Source organism: Acidovorax sp. GW821-FHT10A04 (assembly GCF_059415825.1).
On the sequence record NZ_JBWKNZ010000004.1, the window covers coordinates 317,481 to 337,066 of the forward strand.

The window sequence follows — 19,586 nt, forward strand, 5'->3', positions numbered from 1 at the left end:
CAAACGTGCACTAATCGACGCGCGCGCCGCTTCTGGCCTCAGGCCGGACTCGAGCGCAGGCCGTAGGCCTTGCCATCGACGAACAGGTACTCGGCGCGCAGCACCGGATCGCCCTTCTCCTCGCGCAACGTGAAGCCCAGTACCGAGATAGCCGTGCCCGGCTTGATCTCGGCCACCTGCCAGGCCTGCATGCGGGTCAGCGGCGCCAGCTCGACCTCCCACATCCGGTCCCTGCGCGTCGGCAGCACGGCACGGGCCAGCAGGGCCTTGCCATCGACCGGTGCCGTCTGTGCGGGCACTGCGCGCTGTGCCAGGTTGGGCGGCAAGGCCAGGTTGGCGGGCAGCTCCAGCTCCAGTTCGGCATGCGGGTTCTGCCAGCGCACCTTGCGCACCGTGCCTTCGAGGTAGATCGGGCGGTCCGCATCGAAACTGCTCCAGCCGTGGTGCGCATGGGACGCCAGGGGAACAAGGGGAAGGACACTGGCCACGGTGAGAATCTGGCGACGCTGCAAAGGCATGGAGTTTTTCCTTTCGAATGTCAGAGGTACGCTATCCAGCGACCACAGGCGACGATGGCCAGCCAGATCAGAGTGGACAGCAGCATCTGCGCCCGCGCCAGGCCATCGAGCCGAGCGAGCGAACCGCGCCCATGAAACCACGCCGCGTTGCAGCCGGCAAGCATCAACAACAGCATCTTCAGGGTGAAGGCCCGGTTGGCGAGCAATTCCTGGGGCTGCGTGGCAAACATCACCAGGCCGGACAGGGCCGCCATGCCAAAGCCGCACAGTGCCAGCGACAGGCTCAGTCGCGCCAGGTCCCGGGGCGGCAGCGCGGCACCCCAGCCAAACACCCGCAGCTCCAGCAGCACCAGGTTGCCCAGCAGCAGTGCAATGCCCACGATGTGCACCACCTCCAGTGCCGGATAGGCCCAAACATGGGATCGGAGGGCAGCGAACATGCGGGGCTTCCTGGCGTTGTGGGTTGGCTCAGGACTTCCTAGCCCAGCAGATCGAGCACCAGGCTGATGCGGGCCTTCACGGGGGACAGACCGGGCGCGGCCACGAGGGCATTGCCCGGCGTGGGCAGCAACTGCCCCTCGGGGCAGCGCGTGGCGCGCAGCACGCGCACACCCACGGCCTGGGCCCGCAGCAACGCGGCCTCCAGCGCGTGGTGCAGGGTGCCGTTGCCGGTGCAGGCAACGACCAGACCCTGGACACCATCGCGCACCAGCGCGTCCACCGCACGACCGCTGGCGCCCGCATGGCTTACCACCAGTTCCACCCAGGGCCAGGGTGCGTCGGCGGTCTGGTTCTGCATGGCTGCAAGACCCTTGCCTTGCGAGACGGCGGGCCAGCCGTGCACCAGGCGCACGGCGCCCTCTTCCACCCAGCCCAGCGGCCCGGCATCACCGGAGCTGAACGGGTCGACCCGGTAGGGGTGCACCTTGTGCACGCGCTGCGCGCCATGGATGGTGCCGGCAGCCACCACCACCACGCCCTGCGCACCAGCGCTGGCCGCCACCGCCACGGCGTCGAGCAGGTTCTGCGGGCCATCGGGCACCAGCGCGGTCGAGGGGCGCATGGCGCAGGTCAGCACCACGGGCTTGGTCGCATCCAGCACGGAGTGCAGGAACCAGGCCGTCTCTTCGATCGTGTCGGTGCCATGGGTGATGACGACTCCGCGCACGGCGGGGTCGGCCAGGCACTCGGCGCAGCGCAGCGCCAGGGCCCGCCACACGCCATGTTCCATGTCCTTGCTGTCGATCTGGGCCACCTGCTCGACCACCAGGGGACCACCGGCCAGCGCCTGGAGCCCTGGAACGGCCGCCAGCAGCTCGCCCACCCCCACCTGCGCGGCCGTGTAGCCGATGTTGTCCCCCACCTGCGCAGCGGTGCCGGCAATGGTGCCGCCCGTACCCAGAACCACAATTTTTTGCGCACTCACTTGCATACTCCGAAAAACTGGTGAAAAATACAGCTACTGGATTAAAAAACAGTTATTTGCCACTGTACCGGCACACACTGGAAACCACCATGCTCGACAACCCCAAGCTCACTGCCCGCCAGCAACAGATTCTGGACCTGATCCAGACCGCCATTGCGCGCACCGGTGCCCCCCCTACCCGCGCCGAGATAGCGACCGAGCTGGGCTTCAAGTCCGCCAATGCGGCAGAAGAGCACCTGCAGGCCCTGGCCCGCAAGGGCGTGATCGAGCTGGTGAGCGGCACCTCGCGGGGCATTCGCCTGCGCGGCGAGACAGTGCGCTCCATCAACGCAGCACGCGGCACCCAGTTCAGCCTGCCCATTCCCGGCCTGTCGCAGCTGATGCTGCCGCTGATCGGCCGGGTCGCAGCGGGCTCGCCCATTCTCGCGCAGGAGCATGTCGATCAGACCTACAGCGTGGAAAACAGCCTGTTCCAGCACAAGCCTGATTACCTGCTCAAGGTGCGCGGCATGTCCATGCGCGACGCCGGCATCATGGACGGCGACCTGCTGGCCGTGCAGTCCACGCGCGAGGCGCGCAATGGCCAGATCATCGTGGCCCGCCTGGGCGACGACGTCACCGTCAAGCGCCTGCGCCGCACGGCCACCGGCATCGAGCTGCTGCCCGAGAACCCGGACTACCCCGTGATCACCGTGCAGCCCGGCGAAGCCTTCGAGATCGAAGGCCTGGCAGTCGGCCTGATCCGCAACACCATGCTCATGTAATTGCCGTCGCGCTGCCCAGGTGGCGGGCGTTTGACGGGCGGGGTGCCGGGTATCGGGCACCGCCGCTGGTCAGCCCTGGGCCGCGCCATGTTCGTTGCAATCCTGCCTGTGTTCACCACCGACCTTCGGAGTCTTCACATGGGAATTGCTTCTTTGACCTTTTCGGCCTTCTCCCACCCGCTGCATGCGCTGACACGCTGGCTGCAGCCCATCGCCGTGCAGGGCGGGCACGACAGCGCTGCGGCACGGCTGCGCACCTGCAAGGCGCCAGTGCCCGCCCATGCGGCACCCGCATGGCCCACCACGGCCCGCACGCCACGCGACGAGATCGCACTGCCGGCCACGGGCACGCGCAGCCTGCACCCTGCCCCCGGCGCCGACCCCCTGTGCAACCATGTCCAGGCACGCCGCGTGGTGCGCGTGCTGCGCACGACCACCTCGGGCGCCGATGCCGGGCGCCTGGTGATCTCGGGCCGCATGGCCGATGTCTGCGCGGAGCTGGACCGCATGGCCGCGCGCGAGGCGCTGCTGCAACACTGAGCACGCGGCCTGCGGGCTGGCGCGGGGACACGGCCACCATGGCCTGCAACGGCCGGCCAGCGACTGCGCAGAGCCCGCCGCAACGGCCGCGGGCACCGGTATTGCGCATGCACCCAGGCCGTCGAGGCATGTGGCATTCACGCAGCGTTGCAAATGCTGCACGCCCGACGGGGCTTGGGGCACAAAGACTGCGGCCCGCCAAGGCACAATGTCGGGATGAACATCGTGATCCTCGACGACTACCAGGACGCAGTGCGCAAGCTCCATTGCGCCACCCGGCTCGACGCCTACACCGCCAAGGTCTATACCAACACCGTCAAGGGCCTGGGCCAGCTGTCGATACGGCTCAAGGACGCCGACATCATCGTGCTGGTGCGCGAGCGCACCCAGATCACCCGCCAGCTGGTCGAAAAGCTGCCGCGCCTCAAGCTCATTGCCCAGACCGGCAAGATCGGCAACCACATCGACGTGGCAGCCTGCACCGAGCGTGGCATTGCCGTGGCCGAGGGCGTCGGTTCACCCGTGGCACCGGCCGAACTCACCTGGGCACTGGTGATGGCCGCCACGCGCCGGCTGCCGCAGTACATCTCCAACCTCAAGCATGGGGCCTGGCAGCAGTCGGGCCTCAAGACCGCGTCCATGCCGCCCAACTTCGGGCTGGGCACGGTGCTGCGCGGCAAGACGCTGGGCATCTGGGGCTACGGCCGCATCGGTCAGCTCGTGGCCGGCTATGGCCGCGCCTTCGGCATGAACGTGCGCGTCTGGGGCCGCGAGGCATCGCGCGCCCAGGCCCTGACCGATGGCTACCAGGCAGCCACCACGCGCGAGGAGTTCTTCTCGCAGTGCGACGTGATCTCGGTGCACCTGCGCCTGAACGATGAGACACGCGGCATCATCTCGCTCGAAGACCTGTCGTGCATGAAGCCCACCTCGCTGTTCGTGAACACCTCGCGCGCCGAACTGGTCGAGTCCGACGCCCTGATCGCCGCCTTGAACCGGGGCCGCCCCGGCATGGCGGCCGTGGACGTATTCGAGAGCGAGCCCATCCTGCAGGGCCATGCCCTGCTGCGCCTGGAGAACTGCATCTGCACGCCGCACATCGGCTATGTGGAGCAGGACAGCTACGAGCTCTACTTTGGTGCGGCCTTCGACAACGTGGTGAACTTCATCAAGGGCACGCCGACCAATATCGTGAATCCAGGTTCTCTGCAGGTGCGACGCTAGCAACTGAGCGCTGCAACGCAGCGAGCACCAATAAAAAAGGCTTCCCGAGGGAAGCCTTTTTTGCCCTGTGGTGCGCCGCCCGAAGGCAGCGCTCCCACACGGATTGCATTCGACCGGATAACTAGGCGGGGAGCCGCAGACAGTGCTGTAGCACGGCAAGGCTCCCCAACGACGTTAGCCGGTTGAAGGCAAGTCCGTGCCTTAGTTCAGGGGGGTCTTCTTGCCGTCCTTGTAGTTGTACAGGGTGATGGCAGGGTTCTTCATTTCGCCGTTGGGTTCGAAGGCGATCGTCGAGGTCACGCCCTTGAAGCTGGACTTGAGCAGCTCGGGGGTGTAGACCTTGGGGTCGACCGAGTTGGCGCGCTTCATGGCGTCCACGATCAGGAACGTGGCGTCGTAGGTGTAGGGGCTGTACACCTGGAACTGGTTGGGGTACTTGGCGTCGTACTTGGCCTTCCAGGCCGTGCCGCCAGGCATCTTGGCCAGCGATGCGCCGCCTTCGGCGCAGATCACGTTGGCCAGGGTCTTGGCGCCGGCAGCCAGCTTGGCGATTTCGGCCGTGCAGATGCCGTCACCACCGAAGTACTTCACGTTGCCCATGCCCAGCTGTTCCATCTGGCGCAGCATCGGGCCACCTTGGGGGTCCATGCCGCCGTAGAAGATGGCGTCGGGGTTCTTGGCCTTGATGGCGGTCAGGATGGCCATGAAGTCCGTGGCCTTGTCGGTCGTGAACTGCTCGTCCACCACCTTCATGCCCTTGGCGGCTGCGGTCTTCTTGAACACGTCGGCCACACCCTGGCCGTAAGCGGTACGGTCGTCGATGATGGCGACCGACTTGAGCTTCAGCGTGTCCACGGCGTAGGCAGCCAGACCAGCGCCCAGGGCGTTGTCGTTGGCGATGATGCGGAACGTGGTCTTGTAGCCTGGCTTGGTCAGGTTGGGGTTGGTGGCCGCGCCGGTCACGTGGGGGATGCCGCAGTCGTTGTAGACCTTGGAAGCGGGGATGGTGGTACCGGAGTTGAGGTGACCGACCACGCCAGCAACCTTGGCGTCGCACAGCTTCTGTGCAGCAGCCGTGCCCTGCTTCGGATCCGCAGCGTCGTCTTCAGCCTGCAGCTCGAACTTGATCTTCTTGCCGCCGATCGTCACGCCTTGTGCGTTCAGCTCTTCAATGGCCATGCGGGCGCCATTTTCGTTGTCCTTGCCGTAGTGGGCTTGGGCGCCGGAAACCGGAGCCACGTGGCCGATCTTGACCACCTGCTCTTGTGCAGAGGCCACACCAGCAGCAGCCGCGATAGCAGCAACCACGGTCAGTTTCAACTTCAATTGCATATCAATCTCCAGTAAAGATAAACGCTGAGAAATGTTCTTGTGTCTCAACGCAGGCGAACATATCGCAATTTACGGGCCAGATCATTAGGGAACACGATTAAATGTGGGAGAAACCACAGGGGAATACCCTGTCATCCCTTGGTGGGCGTGGGCTGGCCGCCGGCAAGCTCATCGGCCACAGCCTCGTACACAGCGTGGCGAACCACGGATTCGATCTCCTCGCGCAGGCGCGGAAGCACTGAACGCGTCTGCTCCTGCACCACAGTGGCGATGGCATCGCGCAGGCGCTGGTCCAGTGCCACGTCCACCCGCTGCATGACCCGGTGCACCATGTACTCCTCCATGCCCTCTGGCAGTGCACGCGCGGCCGCCGGCTGCCCCACATTCGGCACGGCAGGTGCAGCTGCCGCGGCGGGCACGCCAAGCGGTGCCGCAACAGGCCCAGGCGCAGCGACCAAAGGCCTGGCAGGCACGGAAGCGGCAGGTACTGCAGGCGCGGGAGCCGGCGTGGCGACAGGAGCGACCACGGGTGCCGGGGGGGCAACTGCTGCCGCTGCAATCTGCGCGCGCCGCAATGCCAGGGCCTCCAGTGCACGGCCGGCCGCCTGCGCCACCGGCGAAGACGCTGCGGGAGTGGCGGCGGCAGGCGGGCGCGCCGGAGCGCTCTGCGGCGCGGCGCCGCGGCTGGCAACGGGGCCATCCGGGGCCGCTGCAGTAAGCGGGCGCGCAGGCGCCGCCGAAGGCACTGGCGGCTTGGCCACCAGCGGCACGGGCATGGCACCCGGCGCCTGCACCACTTCAGTGAGCGTGGGTACGAAACGGGGCGGCGTACGGGGCGGCATGGTGGCCATCAAGCGCCTTTCAGCACCAGATCGTGGCGCACGATGGCGTAGCCGCGCGAAGCGTAGTGGCGCCAGCGGTTGCGCGCCTGCCCCCGGTCTTCCTCGTCATGGGCGCTGACCACTTCGATCAGCTTTTCGAAGCGCCCGAAACCTTCAGGCACCTCGGCGCCCAGGTTCAACAGCACCTCGTGGTGCGGAGCACCCTGCACATCGGACGTGAGCAGCACCGGCGAAGCCAGGCGCAGCTCCTCGTCGGCCGCGTCGGTGCAGTGGGCGACGAAATCCTGCGGCGCCATGCTCCACATCTGCCGGTCCAGGGCCGCCAGCACATGGGCCGGACCGGCGATCACCAGGCGGGCATCGCTGCGCAGCACCTTGCGCGCAAACCGGCAGGCGTAGGCCACCTTGTCCGGCGCGTTGAAATGGAAGGCGACCTCGGTCATCGGGGCTCAGGCGGCCTTGGCGCGCGCACGCTTGGCGGCGGGCTTGGGCGCCTCGGACGCTTGCGCCTCCCGGTCCAGCAGGTACTGCACCAACAGGCCGACCGGGCGGCCGGTGGAGCCTTTGGCCGCCCCGCCCTTCCAGGCGGTACCGGCGATGTCCAGATGCGCCCAGGGCATGTCGCCCACGAACTTCTGCAGGAACTTGGCGGCCGTGATGGCACCGCCCGCGCGACCAGCCACGTTGCCCATGTCGGCAAAGTTGCTCTTCAGGCCGTCGGCGTAGTCGTCATCCAGCGGCATGCGCCAGCACGGGTCCTGCGCCGCCTCACCCGCCGCCTGCAGCGCCTGGGCCAGGCCTTCGTTGTTGCTGAACAGGCCGCTGCGCACACCACCCAGTGCGATCACGCAGGCACCGGTGAGCGTGGCGATGTCCACCACCGCCGCCGGCTTGAAGCGTGCGGCATAGGTCAGCGCATCGCACAGCACCAGCCGGCCTTCGGCGTCGGTGTTGAGCACCTCGATGGTTTGGCCGCTCATGCTGGTCACCACATCGCCGGGCTTCACGGCACGGCCGTCGGGCATGTTCTCGCAGGCGGGGATCAGGCCCACCACGTTGATGGCCGGCTGCAGCTCGCCCAGGGCACGGAACACGCCCAGCACGCTGGCGGCGCCGCACATGTCGAATTTCATCTCGTCCATCTCGGCCGCAGGCTTGATGGAGATGCCCCCGGTATCGAAGGTGATCCCCTTGCCGACCAGCACCACGGGAGCCTGGTCCTTGGCACCGCCGCTGTAGCGCAGCTCGATGAAGCGCAGCGGCTCTTCCGACCCCTTGGCCACGGCCATGAAGGAACCCATGCCCAGGCGCTCGACCTCGGCCGGGCCATGCACCTTGCACTGGATGCGCGGCTGCTTGGCCAGCGTCTTGGCGGCATTGGCCAGCAGGGTGGGCGTGGCATGGTTGGCAGGGCGGTTGCCCCACTCGCGGGCAAACTCCACCCCTTCGACGAGGGCCACGCCCTGGTAGAAGGCCACGCGCACCTCGGAGGGGTCGGGCACGCCCACCACCAGGCGGGAGAGGCTGCGCGCCTCGGCCTTGGGCTTGGTCGTGGTGTAGACATAGCTGGCATCGGCCACGGCCTGCACCGCGGCGCACACCGCGTCGGCCTGGGCGCTGCCGGCAAAGCACAGCACCACGCGCTTGGTCTGGGGTGTCTTCAACGCGCCCGCAGCAGCGCCCAGGGCCTGGCGCACGGAACGGGCCGCGCCATCGCCCACGCCCAGCAGCAGCACGCGGCGCGCTGCCACGGCAGGCACCTGGTACAGCGGCAGGCTCTTGCCGGGCTTGGCGGAAAAATCGCCTTGCTTGAGCGCCAGGGCCGCCAGCGTGGACAGGGCATCGCGCCCGGGCTTGAAGCCCTCCGGAACCAACACGACCAGCAGGTCGCATTTTTCCAAAGCAGCTGCCGGCAACTCAAGGGTCTTCAGATCAAAGTTCATAATCGGTGTTTTCCTCAGAGCCAATGTTATTCGATTCATCCATCCGCAAGGAGCTGGCGCGCAGCTTCGGGGCCACACTGGTGGTGCTGGTCACCGTGGTGATGACCATGATGCTCATCCGCACGCTGGGCCAGGCCTCGCGTGGCAGCGTGAGCCCGTCCGACGTGATGCTGGTCATGGGCTTCACCGTGCTGGGCCAGCTGTCCACCATTTTGACGCTGAGCCTGTTCGTCGCCGTGGTCAGCACGCTTTCGCGCATGTACCGCGACAGCGAGATGGTGATCTGGTTCGCCAGCGGTCGCGGCCTGACCAGCCTGCTGCGCCCGCTGCTGCGTTTTGCCTGGCCGTCCATGCTGGTGATCTCCGTGCTCTCGCTGCTGGTATGGCCCTGGGCCAACACCCAGATCCAGGAGCTCAAGACCCGTTACGAGCAGCGCAGCGACATCGACCGCATCGCCCCCGGTGAGTTCCAGGAGTCGGCCAACGGCAGCCGGGTGTTCTTCATCGACAAGGACAGCCCCGACAACCTGGCCGGCAACAACATCTTCATCGCCACCAACGTGGCCAAGAAGGAAACGGTCACCTCCGCGCGCAGCGCCCGGCTGGAAACCAAGGACGGCGAGCGCATCGCCACGCTGGTCCAGGGCCAGCGGCTGGAAACCGAGCACGACAAGCCCGGCCTCAAGATCAGCGAGTTCGAGGAATACACCACCCGCATCGGCTCGGCCCCCGCCGGCTCCGCCGAGGAGCTGTCGGTCAAGACCCGTGCCACCCATGAGCTGCTGATGCAGCCCCTGCCCGCCTACCGGGCCGAGCTGGGCTGGCGCATCGGCCTGGCCCTGGCGGCGCTGAACTTCGTGGTCCTGGGCCTGGCCGTGGCCACGGTCAACCCGCGTGCCGGGCGCAGCACCAGCCTGGTGTTCGCGCTCTTCGCCTTCATCGTCTACTACAACCTCATGACCCTGGGCACCAGCTGGGTCGGCGCCGGGCGCCTGGGCCTTGGCAGCTTCATGCTCATGCTGCACGGCGGCACCCTGGCCTTCTCGCTGCTGGTACTGACCGCACGCCACAACAACTGGAGCCTGCGCCGCCTGTGGCAGCGCCGGAGCCCCGCATGAAAACCATCCGCCGCCTGATCCACCGCGAGGCCTTCTTCGCGGTGGCTTACGTCACCATCGGCTTCCTGGCCCTGTTCTTCTTCTTCGACCTGGTCGATGAACTGCGCTGGGTGGGCCGCACCGGGCCCCAGGGCTACCAGCTCTCGCACGCCATGCTGTTCGTGGTGCTCAGCATCCCGAGCCACCTGTACGAATTGCTGCCCATCACGGTGCTGATCGGCACCATTTTCGTGATGGCGCGCCTGGCGCAGAGCTCCGAATTCACCATCATGCGCACCAGCGGCATGGGGCCCTGGCGCGCCATGCGCACCCTGCTCACACTGGGCGGGTTCTTCGTGGTGCTGACCTTTGCCGTGGGCGACTACATCGCGCCCCTGAGCGACAAGGCCGCGCAACTCATCAAGGTGCGCCACCTGGGGCGCCTCACCTCGGGTGCCACCGGCGCGTGGCTCAAGGAACGCCAGAACGACCACTCCTACGCAGTCAATGTGCGCGCCCTCACGCCCGATGGCGGCATGCTGGACATCCGCATCTTCGAATTCAACGCCAAGGGCCTGCTCGCCTCGCAGACCCGCGCCGCATCGGGGCGCTTCGGCGACGGCGGTGCCTGGGAGCTCACCGGCGTGCAGCGCAGCAGCTTTTTGCAGCGCGGCGAAGACCAGGCGCGAGTGGACCGGCTGGACGTGCCCGCACTGCAATGGCCCACCCGCATCAGCGCCGACATGGTGGCGGCCTCGCTGCTCAAGCCCGACCGCATGGCCACGGTGGACCTGTTCCAGTACATCCGCCACCTGGACAGCAACGGCCAGTCGGCCCAGCGCTACGAGATCGAATTCTGGCGCAAGGTGTTCTACCCCCTGTCCTGCCTGGTGATGGTGGTGCTGGCCCTGCCCTTTGCCTACCTGCATTTCCGCTCGGGCGGCATCGCCGGCTATGTATTCGGCGGCGTCATGGCCGGCATCAGCTTCTTCCTGCTCAACAACGTGTTCGGCTACGCCGGCAACCTGCAGAACTGGTCGCCCTGGCTCACGGCTGCGGCGCCGGGGCTGATCTACTCCCTGCTGTCGCTGGGCGCCTTCAGTTGGCTGGTACTCAGACGCTAGCCACACCCATGACCAACCACGCCATCGTTCTTTTCGCCCACGGCTCGCGCGACCCCCTGTGGCGCGCGCCCATGGAAGCCGTGGCTGCACGCATAGCGGCGCAGCAACCCCACCGGCCCGTGGCCTGCGCCTACCTGGAGCTGTGCGCCCCCGCCCTGCCCGATGCCGTGGCGCAACTGGTAGCCCAGGGTGCCCGGCAGGTCACCGTGGTGCCCATGTTCCTGGGCACCGGAAAGCATGCGCGCGAGGACTTGCCCGTGCTGGTGCAGCAATTGCGCACCGCCCACACGGGCGTGCAGTTCAACGTGCAGACGGCCATTGGCGAGGACCCGCGCATGACCGCACTCATGGCGGAAATCGCCTGCGAGTCGTCTCAGAGCTGAGTTTTTGCAACCTCGCCGCATATCCCTTAGATGCTTGCAGCATAATGATGCAACTCTTTAGGCGATATCAGATATGAATCTGCACCAATTCCGCTTTGTCCAGGAGGCCGCGCGGCGCGGCCTGAACCTGACCGAAGCCGCCAAGGCACTGCACACCTCGCAGCCGGGCGTCTCCAAGGCCATCATCGAGCTGGAAGAAGAGCTGGGCGTTGACATCTTCGCGCGCCACGGCAAGCGCCTCAAGCGCATCACCGAGCCCGGCCAGCATGTGCTCAAGAGCATCGAGGTCATCATGCGCGAGGTGGGCAACCTGAAGCGCATCGGCGAACAGTTCAGCGCCCAGGACAACGGCACGCTGAGCATCGCCACCACCCACACCCAGGCCCGCTACGTGCTGCCCGTGCCAGTGGCACGCCTGCGCGAGGCCTACCCCAAGGTCAACATCAGCCTGCACCAGGCCACGCCCGACCAGGTGGCGCGCATGGTCATCGACGAGGTGGCCGAGATCGGCATGGCCACCGAGTCCCTGGCCGACTACCCCGAACTCGTCACCCTGCCCTGCTACGAGTGGGAGCACGTGCTGGTGCTGCCGCCCGGCCACCCGCTGGCGCAAAAGGAACGCATTGGCCTCGATGACATCGCGCACGAGGCGCTCATCACCTACCACCCCTCGTTCACCGGCCGCGGCAAGATCGACCACGCCTTCGCCGCGCGCCGTCTGCAGCCGCGCATCGCGCTCGAGGCCATCGACTCGGACGTGATCAAGACCTATGTGCGCCTGGGCCTGGGCATCGGCATCGTGGCCGAGATGGCCATGCGCGACGACCCCGTGGGCGACCTGGTGGTGCGCCCCGTGGGCCACCTGTTCGGCCAGAGCGTGGCGCGCGTGGCCTTCAAGCGCGGAGCCTACCTGCGCAATTTCGTGTACAAATTCGCAGAACTGCTGAGCGACCGCCTGAGCCGCGAGTTGATTGCCCGCGCGATGAGTGGCCATGTGAACGACTACGAACTCTGATGGGGAGGCACCATGGATGCTATTTCTTCGGCAGCACCGCCTTGTGTCTGCTGTGGCCAGGCTCTGCGCGCCGGACTCGAGAAATGGCACCAGGTGTGCGCCCTGTGCGGCTACGAGTCCGCGCAGCTCGCGCCAGCGATCAACCAGGCCGCATCGCACCAGAAGGTCGATGAAGCCCGGCGCGACACCGGCCTCAAGAGCCTGCGCGAGCTCAACTTCCGCCAACTGCTGGACCGCATCGGCCAGCACGTCGCCCCTGCGGGTAGCCGCTTGCTGGACGTGGGTGCGGCCCATGGCTGGTTCGTGAAGGCCGCAGCAGGCCGGGGATTCAGCGCCCTGGGCCTGGAGCCGGACCGTGCCGTCTGCGAGCAGGCGCAGCGTACCGGTGCGCTGGTGCGCGAGGGCTTCTTTCCCGATGTGCTCGCCGAGGGCGAGCAGTTCGAGGTGATCGTCTTCAACGACGTGTTCGAGCACATTCCGCATTCCGACACCCTGCTGGCCCAGTGCATGGCACGGCTGGCCCCAGGGGGCCTGCTGGTGCTGAACCTGCCTTCCAGCCGCGGCATCTTCTACCGCACCAGCAAACTGCTGCACCGCTTCGGCGCGGGTGCCTTCTTCGACCGGCTCTGGCAAAAAGACATGCCCTCGCCGCACCTGCACTACTTCCATGCCCGCAACCTCACCCAGTTGAGTGCACGGCACGGCCTCACCCTGGTCGACTCGGCCCACCTGGCAAGCATCCACCTGGGCGGCCTGTACGCACGCATTGCCTATGTGAAGTCGGGCCTGCGCTGGCTGGCACCGTTGATCTGGCTGTCCATCGTGGCGGCCTACCCGCTGGTACGCTGGGGCGCGCCGAGCGACATCGACGTGGTGATCTTCCGCAAAGGGGCCACGTAGGTCCTGTTTCCTTACCCCCTCCATTCCCTGTTTTTCTTCTCTTTTCGTTCCTTCCAATGACCCTCGCGACCGACACCGCACGCACCCCTGCCCTTGCCAGCAAGCTGCCCCAGGTGGGCACCACCATCTTCACCGTGATGTCGGCGCTGGCCGCCGAGCACGACGCCGTGAACCTGGGCCAGGGTTTTCCGGACTTCGCCTGCGACCCGGCACTGGTCGATGCCGTTACCGCCGCCATGCAGGCCGGCCACAACCAGTACCCGCCCATGACCGGCGTGCCCGCACTGCGCGAGGCCGTGTCGGCCAAGATCGAGGCCCTGCACGGCCGCCGCTACGACCCGGCGAGCGAGATCACCATCACCGCCGGCGCCACGCAGGCCATCATCACCGCCATCCTGGCCATCGTGCACCCGGGCGATGAAGTCATCGTGCTCGACCCCTGCTACGACAGCTATGTGCCCAACATCGAGCTGGCCGGCGGCCGCGCGGTGCGCGTGCCGCTCACGCCCGGCACGTTCCGGCCCGACTTCGGCAAGATCAGCGCCGCCATCACGCCACGCACGCGTGCCATCCTTATCAACACCCCGCACAACCCCAGCGCTACCGTCTGGAGCGCCGAGGACATGCAGGCCTTGCAGGACCTGCTCGCCCCCACCGACATCCTGCTGATCAGCGACGAGGTCTACGAGCACATGGTGTTCGACGGCGGCCAGCACCAGAGTGCTGCGCGCTTTGCGGGCCTTGCGGCGCGCGCCTTCATCGTCTCGAGCTTTGGCAAGACCTTCCACGTCACGGGCTGGAAGGTGGGCACGGTGGCCGCGCCCGCCGCGCTGACGGCCGAGTTCCGCAAGGTGCACCAGTTCAACGTGTTCACGGTGAACACCCCCGTGCAGTACGGCCTGGCCACCTACCTCAAGGACCCCGCCCCCTACCTGCAGCTGCCCGCCTTCTACCAGGCCAAGCGCGACCTGTTCCGCGAAGGCCTGGCCGGCTCGCGCCTGAAGCTCTTGCCCAGCACGGGCAGCTACTTCCAGTGCGTGGACATCTCGGCCGTGAGCGATCTCAATGAATCGGACTTCTGCCAGTGGCTCACGCGCGAGATCGGCGTGGCGGCGATCCCGCTGTCGGCCTTCTACGGCGACGGCTTCGACCAGCGCGTGGTGCGTTTCTGCTTCGCCAAGAAGGACGACACCCTGCGCGCTGCATTGGAGCGGCTGCGCAAGCTGTGACCTGTGGGCGGCCTGCGAGCCGTCATCGGTAGCCCGCCACATCCACCGGCTTGCCCGCCCGCTCCTCGGCCAGCATGTGGCCCCAGGCATCGGGCTGGCTGCCATCGAGGTCCGTGAAGCCATAGACCCGCGCCAGCTGCCCGCTGGACAGGGACTGCCCGTTCCAGCGCGCCACCGCGGGGTCCTGCGCCAGGGCCACCACGGCGCGGCCCACATAAGCAGGGCTTTCGGCCACCGCAAAGCCCGGAACCCGGGTGATCGCATCGCGCCAGGTGGCCTCCGTGACGCCAAAGGCCTCCAGCATGGCCTCCGAGCGCAGCCAGCCGGGCGACAGCGACACGGCGGTGGCGCCGTGCGGCGCCAGCTCATGCCCCAGCGCAAATCCCATGCGCAGCACCGCAGCCTTGGCGATGTCGTAGAAGAAGGAGTTGCGGTAGCGCGTGCCGTTGTATTCGGCCGTGCCATCGTTGACTTCCACCACCAGCCCGCCGGGTGACTTCAGCAGCAGCGGAAGCGCGAAATGGCTGGTGATGGCATGCGTGTCCACCGCCAGGCGCAGGGTGCGCAGGCCATAGTCCAGGTCGGACCCCCACACGGTCTTGTTCCATTCGATATGGGTGGCGCCGAAGATGTCATTCACCAACAGGTGCAATGCGCCCTGCTCGCGTTCGATGCGTGCCACCAGGGCGCGCACCTCATCCTGCACCAGGTGGTCCACCCGCACCGCAATGCCCTGGCCACCGGCCTGGTCCACGAGCGCCGCGGTCTCCTCGATGGTCTCGGGCCGGTCCATCTCGGAGCGCTGCGCGCCCGATGAGCGGCCGGTCACGTAGACGGTGGCGCCTGCCGCTCCGAGTTGCACGGCAATGCCACGGCCGGCACCCCGGGTGGCTCCCGCCACGAGGGCGACTTTTCCCCTGAGGGAGTTGTGTGTCGGATTCATGCGTTGCGTCCTTTTTTCCTTCGATGGATGCCACGGTACCGACGCCAGCGGTCTATGTCTTGGAAGAAAGCGAAACGCCGCGCTGCAGGAACTCGGTGGGCGAGAGCCCGCAGAGCACGCGGAACTCGTTGGCCAGGTGCGCCTGGTCGTAGAAACCGCCATCGGCTGCCAGAGCGGCCCACGGCGGCGCAGAGGGACCGCCGCGCAGCGCGCGCAGGCAGGCATGCAGGCGCGCAAGCCGACCCCAGGCCTTGGGCGACATGCCCACCTCGGCACGGAAGATCTGCTGCAGGCGCCGCTCGCCCACACCCACGGCACGGGCCACCTCCCGGGGGCGCATCCGGCCTGCCGATGCCGTCAGCAAGGCGGCGGCCTGCGCGGCGCAGGGGTTTGCAGGCATGGTGCCGCGCGCAAGGCGTTGCGCCAGCGCGGCCTGCAGCACGGCCACCCGTGCCCCATCGTCCGGCTGCTCGGCCATGCGCTCGCGCAATTCGGCGAAGTCCCTGCCCCACAGCGCCTCCAGCGGCACCGCCATGCCCTGCAGCTCCCCGGCCGGCAACCCGAGCAAGGCCGATGCGGCGCCGGGGCGCAGCGCGACCGAGATGCTGTGCATGCGGCTGCCACCGCGCCAACGCAGCAGCACGGGTGCCGTGGCGGAACCGATGGCCACGCTGCCCTGGGACTCACCCGCCGGGCCTGCTGGCGTGCCATCCTCCAGATGGACCACCAGGCGAACGGCCCCATCGGGCAGCACGCGCTCGGCCACCCCGGCACCCTCGGCAAAGGTTTCGCGGTACCGCAGGATCTGGGAGACATGGGGCGCCAGGCGCGCGCCCACCGAAAAGGCGCGCAGCGTATCGACAGGTACGGTGCTTTCCGGCCCGTGCACGGTGTCGCCATCGAGGCGAAGAAAGAGGCGCTCGGTCATGGGGGATGCGGCAGATGGCGCATCCTAATCCACTGCACGTCGGCCAGCCTCAGCCGTAGAGCGCCACTTCCCCTTCGATCTCGACCGGGATGTTGAACGGCAGCGCCGCCATGCCCACCGCACTGCGCGTGTGCATGCCGCGATCTTCGCCATACAGCTCCAGGATGAGGTGCGAAAAACCGTTGATGACCGCGGGCTGGGCCGCAAAGTCGGGCGTGCAATTCACCATGCCAAAGACGCGAGTCCAGGCCGAGATCCGGTCCAGGTCGCCGAGCGCCCTCTTCAGGCTCCCCAGGACCGACAGCGCCACCCTGCGCGCCTGCTCATAGCCCTGCTCGACGGTCAAATCCTGACCCAGCTTGCCCAGCGGCCCGGCAATCGAACCATCGTCGTTCAACGGCCCATGGCCGGAGAACAGCACCCGCGTGCCCTGGATCTGCACGAAGGCAAACGGCAGGGCGACGCCCGGCGGAGGCTGGATCTGCGCCGGCAGGCGAAGCCCGAGTTGCGCGAGGCGTTGTTCGATCAGTGCCATGGACGGTACTCCGGGTGAATGCAGACCAACATCGTCATCTCCTTGGAGGCAGGCAAAGCAACTGCAGAGTCTGACGGTAGACTTGCCTGCATGAAAAAGACCTGTCTTGCCTTCGGTGCTGCCATCGTACTGGCTGCTCAATTTTCTACTGCAAATGCGACCGAGTTCAAGAACGCGGTGATTGGCCAGGCCATTGCGGATCGCACCTTGACCGTGGGCAAATTGTCGATGCAACTCCCGAGCGGCGAGTGGATTTTGGCCGCGAAGGCGCAAGTGGGAGGCGGATCACAGCCCAACATGCCTGCACCACCATTGCACAGGTTCGCCGTGGTGCAGGTACGCGACAAGACCATCTCCGCTGTCATCATGTTCAGCGGGCCCGCCTGGAGCTATGCCGTTACCCAGTGGAGCGATGAGCCGTGCAAGAACGTGACCTCCTACATCGTCAAAAGCACATTGAACCAGACCAGGGCCATGCCCGAATGCTTTGTGGTTGCCAACCTGAATGCAGGCGCTTTTGAAGCCTTGTCGGACACCCACAAGGAGGTTGCACGCTGGGCCCACAGCAACAGCTATGCGCTCCCCGTCCCCATGCTTCAGGTGCACCACACCAAGTACCACAAGGGCGACTACTTCAGACTCAACGCGCACTTCGCGGGAGGCCTCGACTCCGCACCTGCCGCAGAAGCCTGGGGACGCGAGGCGGCCTCGTCTCTCACCGCCATGATCACCCGGGCCACTCCCCTGGCACAGTTGCCCGAGCTCCCGGCATTCGCGTCCACTCTAGGGGCCACACAACCTGTCGCCGCACAATCCATGGCCGGCAGCGCGACCGCTGCCGCCCCCGGTTCGGCTGAAGCGCGCCTGCGACAGCTGAAGTCCTTGCTCGACAGCAAGCTGATCACCCCCGAAGAGTACGAAGGCAAGCGAAAGAAGATCGTCGACGAGATGTAGACGGGCTTCAACCGCCAGACGGCATCACAGTCCGTCCAGCACTTTCTTGCGCTTGGCGTCGTATTCCTGTTGCGTGATCAATCCATCGGCATGCAAGCGCCGCAGCGCTTCGAGCTGGGTTTGAACCGAGGACGGGGAGGTTGCAACCGGGGTTGCCTGCATCGGTGCTGCGGCAGCTTGTGCTGCCGGCGCTGGCGCCGCCTGGATACGAGGAGCGGCAAAGGTGTCGCACCGGTTCTTGATCTGCGCGGTCTCCAACGCTTCGATCTCGCCCTTCGCACGTGCGACATCGGCCTCATGGTCTCCGGACATCTTGCTGAAAGGCACTCCCAGCAAAAAAACACCCACAGCGTCGTTGTTGGCCTTCTGCTCCTGCATGACGGAGTAGCGGGCCAGATCGCTGCGCGCAGACACCAGGCGCTCCTGAATGGCGGGGCATTCCAGCGCGATAAACCGCTCATGGGAAACAAACGACGGCTTGATGCTGGCCGGCCGATTGGCACATGCGGTCAAGCAAATGGCAAACCCCAGAACTCCCACGCGAAGCACTACCATCAAGCCCTCCAGAATGTTGATGTTTGAATGGCAAGAGCATATGCGAAGCAAGCTCCGGCACAAAGGTGACGTGATGGCCCAGGGTCATTGCAGGATCTGACGGTAGACTTGTATTCATGAAGAAATTCCGCCTCGCCCTCGGTGCTGCCATCATCCTTGCGGCGCATCTTTCCGCCGCACACGCCATTGAATTCAAGGATGCGGTCGTTGGGCAACCTATTGCGGATCGCACATTGACCATCGGCAAATTGTCGATGCAGCTCCCCGCAGGCGAATGGATCCTGGCCGCCAAGACGGAAGAGAACGGTCGAATCCAGACCAATTCAGATTCACCACCGCGGCACAGGTTTGCCGCTGTCCAGATACACGACAAGACCCTCTCCGCCATCGTCGTCTTCAGTGCGCCCGCACGCAGTTTTTACTACGTCACGCGGTGGAGAGATGACCCGTGCAAGGAAGAAACTGCCTTCATCGTCAAAAGCACGCTCCAGCAGACCGTGAACATGCCCGAGTGCTTTGTCGTTGCCAACCAGGCCGCAGGCACTTTCGATGCCGCCAGCGCCACCCACAAGGAGCTGGTGCGCTGGGCCCAGGACAATGGGTACGCGCTCCCCCGCTCGATGCTGCGGGTGTTCTACACCAAGCACCACCAGGGCGACTATTTCAGGCTCAATGTGTACTTCGCTGGAGACACAAGCTCCGCGTCTGCCGCAGAAGCCTGGGGGCGCCAGACGGTCGCCTCGCTCTCTGCCATGGTCACCCGGCCGAGCATTCAGGGCAAACTGCCGGAGCTTCCGGCGTTCGTGGCAGCCCCTGCGGGCACGCAACCGGTGGCCGCCCGCATGCAAGCCCCTGCGGTCAGCGCCAACACCACGCCTTTATCAGCAGAGGCGCGCCTGCGCCAATTGAAGAACCTGCTCGACAGCAGGCTCATCACCCCTGAAGAATTCGAAGACAAGCGAAAGAAGATCGTCGAGGAGATATAGCGGCTGTCAAATTCCTTCCAGGGCTTTCTTGCGCTTGGTGTCGTACTCCTGCTGGGTGATCAGTCCGTCGGCATGCATGCGCCGCAGCGCTTCGAGCTGGGTTTGCACCGAGGGCTTCGGGGCCACGGCAGGGGCCTGTGTTGCCGGCACGGAGGGCATGCGGGAGACCGTCTGCGGCACGCGGTGCCTGCAGGCGACCAACCCGAGGACAAGCAGCAAAAAAATTCCGACGCGCAACGCTGGCATGGCTACTCCCCTGTTGTTGTGATTGTTCACAGGCCGCACAGCCTGCGAGACGCGGGCAAGCCCGTTCGGCAATGCAGCGGATGCGGACATGCCGCAGCCCGC

At 66.4% G+C, this 19,586-nt stretch carries 23 protein-coding genes; 11 read left to right on the forward strand and 12 right to left on the reverse strand.

Annotation, left to right across the window (positions count from 1 at the left end):
- Positions 1-38 precede the first annotated feature (38 nt).
- Genes AC07PF_RS11650 through AC07PF_RS11660 form a run of 3 tightly spaced genes read right to left on the reverse strand, consistent with a single transcriptional unit; the run spans position 39 to position 1,950 of the window.
- The gene (locus AC07PF_RS11650; protein ID WP_494611939.1) at positions 39-518 is read right to left on the reverse strand and encodes a DUF6152 family protein; all 480 of its coding nucleotides are present in this window, start codon (positions 516-518) and stop codon (positions 39-41) included.
- A 20-nt stretch (positions 519-538) separates the two neighbouring features.
- The gene (locus AC07PF_RS11655) at positions 539-958 is read right to left on the reverse strand and encodes a hypothetical protein (RefSeq protein WP_471638512.1); all 420 of its coding nucleotides are present in this window, start codon (positions 956-958) and stop codon (positions 539-541) included.
- Positions 959-996: 38 nt separating this feature from the next.
- Positions 997-1,950, reverse strand: a complete 954-nt coding sequence (locus AC07PF_RS11660) for an asparaginase (RefSeq protein WP_494611940.1) — start codon at positions 1,948-1,950, stop codon at positions 997-999.
- An 83-nt stretch (positions 1,951-2,033) separates the two neighbouring features.
- Here AC07PF_RS11660 and lexA point away from each other — a divergent pair, with 83 nt between their 5' ends.
- The 3 genes from lexA to AC07PF_RS11675 all read left to right on the forward strand — a co-directional run bounded on the left by lexA (position 2,034) and on the right by AC07PF_RS11675 (position 4,472).
- Complete coding sequence (gene lexA / locus AC07PF_RS11665; protein ID WP_007858753.1) at positions 2,034-2,708, forward strand: transcriptional repressor LexA; 675 nt, start codon at positions 2,034-2,036, stop codon at positions 2,706-2,708.
- Positions 2,709-2,846: 138 nt separating this feature from the next.
- Positions 2,847-3,248, forward strand: a complete 402-nt coding sequence (locus AC07PF_RS11670; protein ID WP_494611941.1) for a hypothetical protein — start codon at positions 2,847-2,849, stop codon at positions 3,246-3,248.
- 216 nt (positions 3,249-3,464) lie between these two features.
- Positions 3,465-4,472, forward strand: a complete 1,008-nt coding sequence (locus AC07PF_RS11675) for a D-2-hydroxyacid dehydrogenase family protein (protein ID WP_007858757.1) — start codon at positions 3,465-3,467, stop codon at positions 4,470-4,472.
- A gap of 201 nt (positions 4,473-4,673) precedes the next feature.
- Here the strand turns inward: AC07PF_RS11675 and AC07PF_RS11680 are convergent, their stop codons facing one another.
- From AC07PF_RS11680 to AC07PF_RS11695, 4 genes are all read right to left on the reverse strand, one after another.
- A complete protein-coding gene (locus tag AC07PF_RS11680) occupies positions 4,674-5,804 on the reverse strand; it encodes a branched-chain amino acid ABC transporter substrate-binding protein (protein ID WP_007858759.1) in 1,131 nt (376 codons plus the stop codon).
- A 131-nt stretch (positions 5,805-5,935) separates the two neighbouring features.
- Entirely contained in the window at positions 5,936-6,655 is a 720-nt protein-coding gene (locus AC07PF_RS11685) for a hypothetical protein (RefSeq protein ID WP_494611942.1), read from the reverse strand.
- Positions 6,655-7,089, reverse strand: coding sequence for a DNA polymerase III subunit chi (locus AC07PF_RS11690; protein ID WP_145696515.1), 435 nt, complete (start codon positions 7,087-7,089; stop codon positions 6,655-6,657). The genes AC07PF_RS11685 and AC07PF_RS11690 overlap by 1 nt, the downstream gene beginning before the upstream one ends.
- A 6-nt stretch (positions 7,090-7,095) precedes the next feature.
- On the reverse strand, positions 7,096-8,589 hold the full coding sequence (locus AC07PF_RS11695; RefSeq protein WP_494611943.1) for a leucyl aminopeptidase: 1,494 nt from the start codon (positions 8,587-8,589) through the stop codon (positions 7,096-7,098).
- 23 nt (positions 8,590-8,612) lie between these two features.
- Here AC07PF_RS11695 and lptF point away from each other — a divergent pair, with 23 nt between their 5' ends.
- The 6 genes from lptF (at position 8,613) to AC07PF_RS11725 (ending at position 14,337) form a co-directional block, all read left to right on the forward strand.
- Positions 8,613-9,707 (forward strand): LPS export ABC transporter permease LptF, encoded by a 1,095-nt coding sequence (gene lptF / locus AC07PF_RS11700; RefSeq protein WP_145696513.1) that lies wholly within the window; start codon positions 8,613-8,615, stop codon positions 9,705-9,707.
- Positions 9,704-10,810, forward strand: coding sequence for an LPS export ABC transporter permease LptG (gene lptG, locus AC07PF_RS11705; RefSeq protein WP_007858764.1), 1,107 nt, complete (start codon positions 9,704-9,706; stop codon positions 10,808-10,810). The genes lptF and lptG overlap by 4 nt, the downstream gene beginning before the upstream one ends.
- A gap of 8 nt (positions 10,811-10,818) precedes the next feature.
- Positions 10,819-11,193 (forward strand): sirohydrochlorin chelatase, encoded by a 375-nt coding sequence (locus tag AC07PF_RS11710; RefSeq protein WP_494611944.1) that lies wholly within the window; start codon positions 10,819-10,821, stop codon positions 11,191-11,193.
- A 73-nt stretch (positions 11,194-11,266) separates the two neighbouring features.
- Positions 11,267-12,208, forward strand: coding sequence for a CysB family HTH-type transcriptional regulator (locus AC07PF_RS11715; protein ID WP_007858766.1), 942 nt, complete (start codon positions 11,267-11,269; stop codon positions 12,206-12,208).
- A 12-nt stretch (positions 12,209-12,220) separates the two neighbouring features.
- Complete coding sequence (locus AC07PF_RS11720; protein WP_494607489.1) at positions 12,221-13,108, forward strand: class I SAM-dependent methyltransferase; 888 nt, start codon at positions 12,221-12,223, stop codon at positions 13,106-13,108.
- A 56-nt stretch (positions 13,109-13,164) separates the two neighbouring features.
- Entirely contained in the window at positions 13,165-14,337 is a 1,173-nt protein-coding gene (locus AC07PF_RS11725) for a pyridoxal phosphate-dependent aminotransferase (protein ID WP_494611945.1), read from the forward strand.
- A gap of 22 nt (positions 14,338-14,359) precedes the next feature.
- Here AC07PF_RS11725 and AC07PF_RS11730 read toward each other — a convergent pair whose 3' ends face one another.
- The 3 genes from AC07PF_RS11730 to AC07PF_RS11740 are packed head-to-tail and all read right to left on the reverse strand — an operon-like array spanning position 14,360 to position 16,743.
- Positions 14,360-15,280, reverse strand: coding sequence for an SDR family oxidoreductase (locus AC07PF_RS11730; protein ID WP_494611946.1), 921 nt, complete (start codon positions 15,278-15,280; stop codon positions 14,360-14,362).
- A 52-nt stretch (positions 15,281-15,332) separates the two neighbouring features.
- Positions 15,333-16,208, reverse strand: a complete 876-nt coding sequence (locus tag AC07PF_RS11735) for an AraC family transcriptional regulator (RefSeq protein ID WP_494611947.1) — start codon at positions 16,206-16,208, stop codon at positions 15,333-15,335.
- 49 nt (positions 16,209-16,257) lie between these two features.
- Complete coding sequence (locus tag AC07PF_RS11740) at positions 16,258-16,743, reverse strand: RidA family protein (protein ID WP_494611948.1); 486 nt, start codon at positions 16,741-16,743, stop codon at positions 16,258-16,260.
- An 18-nt stretch (positions 16,744-16,761) separates the two neighbouring features.
- On the opposite strand from AC07PF_RS11740, the gene AC07PF_RS11745 reads away from it, so the two are divergent.
- Complete coding sequence (locus AC07PF_RS11745; RefSeq protein ID WP_494611949.1) at positions 16,762-17,697, forward strand: SHOCT domain-containing protein; 936 nt, start codon at positions 16,762-16,764, stop codon at positions 17,695-17,697.
- A gap of 24 nt (positions 17,698-17,721) precedes the next feature.
- Here the strand turns inward: AC07PF_RS11745 and AC07PF_RS11750 are convergent, their stop codons facing one another.
- Positions 17,722-18,252, reverse strand: a complete 531-nt coding sequence (locus AC07PF_RS11750) for an SHOCT domain-containing protein (protein ID WP_494611950.1) — start codon at positions 18,250-18,252, stop codon at positions 17,722-17,724.
- Between the two features lie 116 nt (positions 18,253-18,368).
- Between AC07PF_RS11750 and AC07PF_RS11755 the strand changes: the two genes are divergently transcribed.
- On the forward strand, positions 18,369-19,238 hold the full coding sequence (locus tag AC07PF_RS11755) for an SHOCT domain-containing protein (RefSeq protein ID WP_494611951.1): 870 nt from the start codon (positions 18,369-18,371) through the stop codon (positions 19,236-19,238).
- 6 nt (positions 19,239-19,244) lie between these two features.
- Here AC07PF_RS11755 and AC07PF_RS11760 read toward each other — a convergent pair whose 3' ends face one another.
- Positions 19,245-19,574 carry an SHOCT domain-containing protein gene (locus tag AC07PF_RS11760; protein ID WP_494611952.1) on the reverse strand — a complete coding sequence of 110 codons (330 nt, stop codon included), beginning with the start codon at positions 19,572-19,574 and terminating at the stop codon, positions 19,245-19,247.
- Positions 19,575-19,586: the final 12 nt, after the last annotated feature.